The organism is Fructilactobacillus sp. X2R1C1, from assembly GCF_059901435.1.
Window position 1 is genome coordinate 1 of sequence record NZ_JBWXUV010000090.1, and the last position, 272, is coordinate 272.

1 protein-coding gene is annotated in these 272 nt (G+C 33.5%); it reads left to right on the top strand.

The window, feature by feature from the left end:
• Positions 1-272: hypothetical protein (locus AC6UDG_RS07595; protein ID WP_500706974.1), on the top strand; the 272-nt coding region annotated here is incomplete at both ends.

Consider the following 272-nt stretch of genomic DNA (forward strand, 5'->3'; position numbering starts at 1 on the left):
TATATGAATAATGAAAATGCAGAGAAAGAAAAAATAATTTTGAAAACATCTATTATCACACCAGATGCACTGTATGAAATGGTTTATGACCGTAGTGCATATAAAACATCTTTCTTGAAAGTGACTCGGGACGGAGTAGTAGAAGATTCCTTTAGTGAAATAGAGTTGGAGGGTAGAACCTATAAACAACTTCCGCCATCATACAATCTTGTAGAAAAAGGAGTTATTCTCTTTCCTTCGAAAGCAACTGAATATGAAAATGAGGAAGAAAT